At 69.3% G+C, this 4961-nt stretch carries 5 protein-coding genes and 1 pseudogene; 2 read left to right on the plus strand and 4 right to left on the minus strand.

The features are described 5' to 3' along the window. Together ACFWF3_RS24120 and ftsY are read right to left on the minus strand one after the other, a co-directional pair. Positions 1-255: pseudogene (locus ACFWF3_RS24120) on the minus strand (ammonia channel protein); the annotation flags it as partial. Between the two features lie 314 nt (positions 256-569). Continuing rightward, the gene (gene ftsY / locus ACFWF3_RS24125; RefSeq protein WP_379315370.1) at positions 570-2090 is read right to left on the minus strand and encodes a signal recognition particle-docking protein FtsY; all 1521 of its coding nucleotides are present in this window, start codon (positions 2088-2090) and stop codon (positions 570-572) included. Between the two features lie 154 nt (positions 2091-2244). Between ftsY and ACFWF3_RS24130 the strand changes: the two genes are divergently transcribed. Continuing rightward, positions 2245-2634 (plus strand): DUF2237 family protein, encoded by a 390-nt coding sequence (locus tag ACFWF3_RS24130; protein WP_019048221.1) that lies wholly within the window; start codon positions 2245-2247, stop codon positions 2632-2634. Here the strand turns inward: ACFWF3_RS24130 and ACFWF3_RS24135 are convergent. Beyond that, the gene (locus ACFWF3_RS24135; RefSeq protein WP_379315372.1) at positions 2618-3391 is read right to left on the minus strand and encodes a TetR/AcrR family transcriptional regulator; all 774 of its coding nucleotides are present in this window, start codon (positions 3389-3391) and stop codon (positions 2618-2620) included. The two genes, ACFWF3_RS24130 and ACFWF3_RS24135, sit on opposite strands and share 17 nt — an antisense overlap. 123 nt (positions 3392-3514) lie before the next feature. On the opposite strand from ACFWF3_RS24135, the gene ACFWF3_RS24140 reads away from it, so the two are divergent. Next, positions 3515-4435: an NmrA family NAD(P)-binding protein gene (locus ACFWF3_RS24140; RefSeq protein ID WP_379315374.1), complete on the plus strand. Its 921-nt coding sequence runs from the start codon at positions 3515-3517 to the stop codon at positions 4433-4435. 27 nt (positions 4436-4462) lie between these two features. Here ACFWF3_RS24140 and ACFWF3_RS24145 read toward each other — a convergent pair. Continuing rightward, positions 4463-4961, minus strand: a 499-nt coding sequence (locus tag ACFWF3_RS24145) for an AAA family ATPase (RefSeq protein ID WP_379315376.1), incomplete at its 5' end; no start/stop codon positions are given.

The following is a 4961-nucleotide window of genomic DNA, read 5'->3' on the forward strand; positions in this document are numbered from 1 at the left end:
GTACTGGAGCGGGTCACCGACCAGCTTGCCCTTGTCCTCGCCGAACGCCATCGAGAAGCCGTATAGACACCACAGGATGGTGATCAGGCCCATCGCGGAGACGCTCATCATGATCATGTTCAGCACGTTCTTGCCACGGACCATACCGCCGTAGAAGAACGCCAGACCCGGCGTCATCAACAGCACGAGGGCCGCTGACGCCAGCATCCAGGCGGTGTCACCGGCGTCCGGTGCGCCGATCAGTGGAAATGCCACCTTGTGTTCCTCCTCATCTCGGGCCCTGCCGATGACGGCAAAAGGACCTGTACAGAAGGGTCGCCACTCGGTGTTTCATCCGTTGAGCTGTGGTGTTTCACCTGAGTGAACGGATAGCGCTGTTGTGTTGCATCCACGTTTCGCGTGGTTGGCACGAGCCTGTCAGCTCACGGTGAGGTTGGTACGGATGTGCGATTCGCCGCGAGTTCGCGCGGCGATTCCCCACACCACCGATGTCCGGAAACAGTGATGTCAGCGTAGGAAAACAGCGATGCCCGCCCGATCGCTGGATCGGACGGGCATCGGCGGGACCGTTACGCGGTACCCCCGAGCAGCGCGTCGACGAACGCGCCCGGCTCGAACGGCGCCAGGTCGTCGGCGCCCTCGCCGAGGCCGACGAGTTTCACCGGCACACCGAGCTCGTGCTGCACCTGGAACACGATGCCGCCCTTGGCGGTGCCGTCGAGCTTGGTGAGCACCACGCCGGTGATGTCGACGACGTCGGCGAACACCCGGGCCTGCATCAGGCCGTTCTGGCCGACGGTCGCGTCGAGGACCAACAGCACCTCGTCGACCTCGCCCTTCTTCTCCACGACCCGCTTCACCTTGCCCAGCTCGTCCATCAGGCCGGTCTTGGTGTGCAGGCGGCCCGCGGTGTCGACGAGGACCGCGTCGACGCCGCGGTCGATGCCCGCGGTGACCGCGTCGAAGGCGACGGCGGCCGGGTCGGCGGCTTCTTTACCGCGTACGGTCTCGGCGCCCACCCGTTCACCCCAGGTCTGCAGCTGATCGGCGGCGGCGGCGCGGAAGGTGTCGGCGGCGCCGAGCAGTACCCGGCGGCCGTCGGCGACGAGCACGCGGGCCAGTTTGCCGGTGGTGGTGGTCTTGCCGGTGCCGTTGACGCCGACGACGAGCAGGATCGCGGGCTTGTCGCCGTGCGGAAGGGCGTGGATGGAACGGTCGAGCTCGGGACGCAGCGCCTCGATGAGCACGTCGCGCAGGGCGGCACGAGCCTGTTCGGGAGTGCGCACGCTGCGCGAGGCCATCTCCTCGCGCAGGCGTTCGACGATCTTGGCGGTGCTCGCGGTGCCGATATCGGCCAGCACCAGGGTGTCTTCGATCTCTTCCCAGGAGTCCTCGTCGAGGTCGCCGCCGCCGAGCAGGCCGAGCAGGCTCTTGCCGACCGCGTTCTGGGAACGGGCCAGGCGACCGCGCAGCCGGACGAGGCGGCCGGTGGTGGGGTCGATCTCGTCGATCGCGGTGGTGGCGGCGCCGACTTCGGCCGGGGTGGTCTCGGCCGGGGCCGGTGCGGGCTCGGTGGTCGGTGCGGCGGGAGCCTCGATCGAGGACGTATCCGCGGGCTCGACTTCGGTAACAACCGGGTCGGACGGCGCGGTCTTCGCGGGGGCCGTGTCCGCGGGCGCGGTCTCGGTGCCGGGCTCGGCCGGTGCGACCGTGTCGAGGGCGGACGCGTCGTCGGGGACGACCACGCTGTCGTCGACGGCGACATCGCCCTCGGGCAGCGGAACATCGGTGATCCCGCGGCGCGGGGCGTCGCGCGGGATCGCGGCGTCGTCGCCGACGTGCGGTTGACCATCGGTATCGGTGCGTTCAGGGACGGGTTCGGGTTTCGGCACGGTCGCCGTCGAGCCGCCCTGGCTGAAGCTGAATCCACCGGACGCGGTGTAACCACCGGAGCGGTCCGTCAACTCCTTGTCCGGCTCGGGCGGGGCCAGCGAAATCTGGCGTCGCTTGTACAGGACGAAACCCGCGACGAGCGCCACCAACAGGACGGCGGCGATCGCGGCGATCAGGATCCACGCTTGCGAACTCACCCGGCGAGTCTATTCGGGCGGGGAGTTGCCGCACGTCGGCGGCGTCTGCGCGGCAGGTCGGCGAGCCGTAGCCGGGCGCGTCGCGGCGTGGCGGAAATACTACAGATTCGTTGTCCTGCGGAACTTCTGGCGGTTGCCCCATAGGATCGGCGGAGTGACCGATCGAAACGTGCTTGGGGGGCCGCTGGAAGAGTGCGGCACCGATCCTCTCACGGGCTTCTACCGGGACGGCTGCTGCAGCACCGGTCCGGAGGATCTCGGCAGCCACACCGTGTGCACCGTCGTGACGGCGGAATTCCTGGAGCATCAGGCCTCCATCGGCAACGACCTCAGTACCCCACGCCCAGAGAACAACTTCCCCGGGCTGCAACCGGGCGACCGCTGGTGCGTGGTGGCGGTCCGCTGGTTGCACGCCCACGAGGACGGCGTGGCCGCACCCGTGGTGCTGGCCGCGACCCATGAGAACGCGCTGGAGGTCATCTCCATGGACATCCTGCGCAAATACGCCGTAGACGTCCCCGACGACGTCAGCGACCTGCTGTAAGGGCTCGCGACCCGTTGCGGAGGCGGTGGGCCTTCTGGCGGCAGGCCGGGGAGCAGTAGCGGGCCGGTCGGCCGGTGGCCGGTCGGCGGACGGGCGAGCCGCAGACGACGCAGGGTGCCGAGGTTTCGTTACCTTCCGCCGTTTCGTTACGGTCGGCCGCCGGGCGTTCCGTTACGGCTGACGGATGGGCGCGCAGGGCGTCGAGGATGAGCGCGACGGCCGGGGCGAGCGGGTCCGCTGCGCGTCGATGTCGTTGGATCGCAACGCATCCGGTGAAGATGTCCAGCACATCGGTGACGACCACGTCGCGCCGGACCGCGCCCTGACGTTGCGCCGAGGCCAGCAGCGCGCCCAGTGCGCGATGGAAGCGGTTGCCCGCCCCGCGTAGCAGGGCACGAGGCCAGCCGTCGTCGGATTGCACCAGGTCACAGAGGTCCTTGTTGCCTGGTGTGGTCACGATGACGTGGCTGCACAGGGCGAAGAAGGCCGCGCCCGGATCCGGATCGGTGAGGTGGTCGGCGGCCAGCGCCGCCAGCCGGTCGACGCGCTGTTGCATAACCGCTTCCAGCAGATCGGTTTTCGTGGGGAAATGCCGGTGGACGGTGCCCGCGCCGACACCGGCGCGGCGGGCCACCTCGGCCAGCGAGACGGTGGCGCCGCGTTCGGCGAGCGCACGCTGTGCGGCAGCCAGGATCAGCGCGCGATTGCGGCGCGCGTCGGATCGGATCGCCGGTTCCACGCCGTGCTCGACCGTCATTTCGTTACGCCTTCCCTGCACCGGACCTGGCCAACCGGGTGTGACCACCCGTACCGTCCGGAATACGGGTCGACCGACCCGATTGTAGGCACACGATCGATCACGAAACGGAGCTCCTCCGCAATGACGTCAGCACTTCCCGTTCTGATCACCGGCGCGACAGGCAAGCAGGGTGGCGCGACCGCCCACCGATTGCTCACCGAAGGCCGCCCGGTTCGCGCGTTGGTGCGCGACCCCGGCTCCCCCGCCGCCCGCGCACTGGCCGATGCCGGCGCCGAACTGACGGTCGGCGACTTCGACGACGCGGCCTCCCTGCGAGTGGCGGTGACCGGAATCCGAGCCGTATTTCTCGTTCCCCCAGCCGATTACCGCGTCAAGGGCTGGGGTGAGGACACCGAGGCCCGCCGCGGTATCGCCCTGATCGACGCGGCCCGCGCCGCCGGTGTCGAACAGATCGTGTTCACCGGCGTCGCGACCATGGGCGACGCGAAATCATGGGGTCAGCAGGGCAAACGCCGGATCGAAGAGGCGCTGGCTTCGTCCGGTCTGCGCTACACCGTGTTGCGCCCGGTGCGGTTCATGGAGAACTACCTGCTGCAAGGCTCCCCTGTCGACGGTATCCGCGACGGCGGCGAACACCCGCACCTGTTCCCCGCCGATCGCCCGCTCCAGATGATCGCGATCGATGACATCGCCGCGTTCGCCGCCCTGGCCTTCGCCGACCCCGCGGGCTGGCACGCGCGCATCCTCGAACTCGCGGGCGACGCCATCACTCCGGTCGACGCGGCCGCCATCATCGGCGCCGCGATCGGCCGGCCCGTCCACTACCGCGAGGTCACCGAGGAGGAAGCCGACGCGATCGGCCCCCAACTCGGCAACACCTGGCGCCTGATCCGCGAGACCGGCGGCTGGCACGCCGACCTGCCCGCCTTGCGCGCGCTGCACCCAGAGCTGACATCCCTGCGGGATTGGCTCGCCCGCGGCGGCGCTGAGCGGATCATCGACCGGATCGACACCACGGCTCCGGCGACCCGGTTCGGCTGAGACCGTCCAGCCGCGCGAGCACCGGCCTCAGGCAGACGCCGAGACCGGGTCGGGGTCGGGGACCTCGGCTCGGTTCAGCCGCTGGGAGATGACCTGGGTGATGCCGTCGCCGCGCATGCTCACGCCGTAGAGGGCGTCGGCGATCTCCATGGTGGGCTTCTGGTGGGTGATGACGATCAGCTGGCTCTTCTCACGCAGCTGCTCGAACAGGCCGATGAGGCGGCGCAGGTTGGTGTCGTCCAGGGCCGCCTCGACCTCGTCCATCACATAGAACGGGGAGGGGCGAGCGCGGAAGATGGCGACCAGCAACGCGACCGCGGTGAGCGACTTCTCGCCGCCGGAGAGCAGCGAGAGGCGCTTCACCTTCTTGCCGGGCGGGCGCGCCTCGACCTCGATGCCCGTGGTGAGCATGTCCGACGGGTCGGTGAGCACCAGCCTGCCCTCGCCGCCGGGGAACAGTTTCCCGAAGACGCCGACGAATTCGCGTTCCACATCGGCGTAGGCCTCGGTGAACACCTGGAGGATG

The organism is Nocardia sp. NPDC060220, from assembly GCF_042727815.1.
Lineage (GTDB): Bacteria > Actinomycetota > Actinomycetes > Mycobacteriales > Mycobacteriaceae > Nocardia.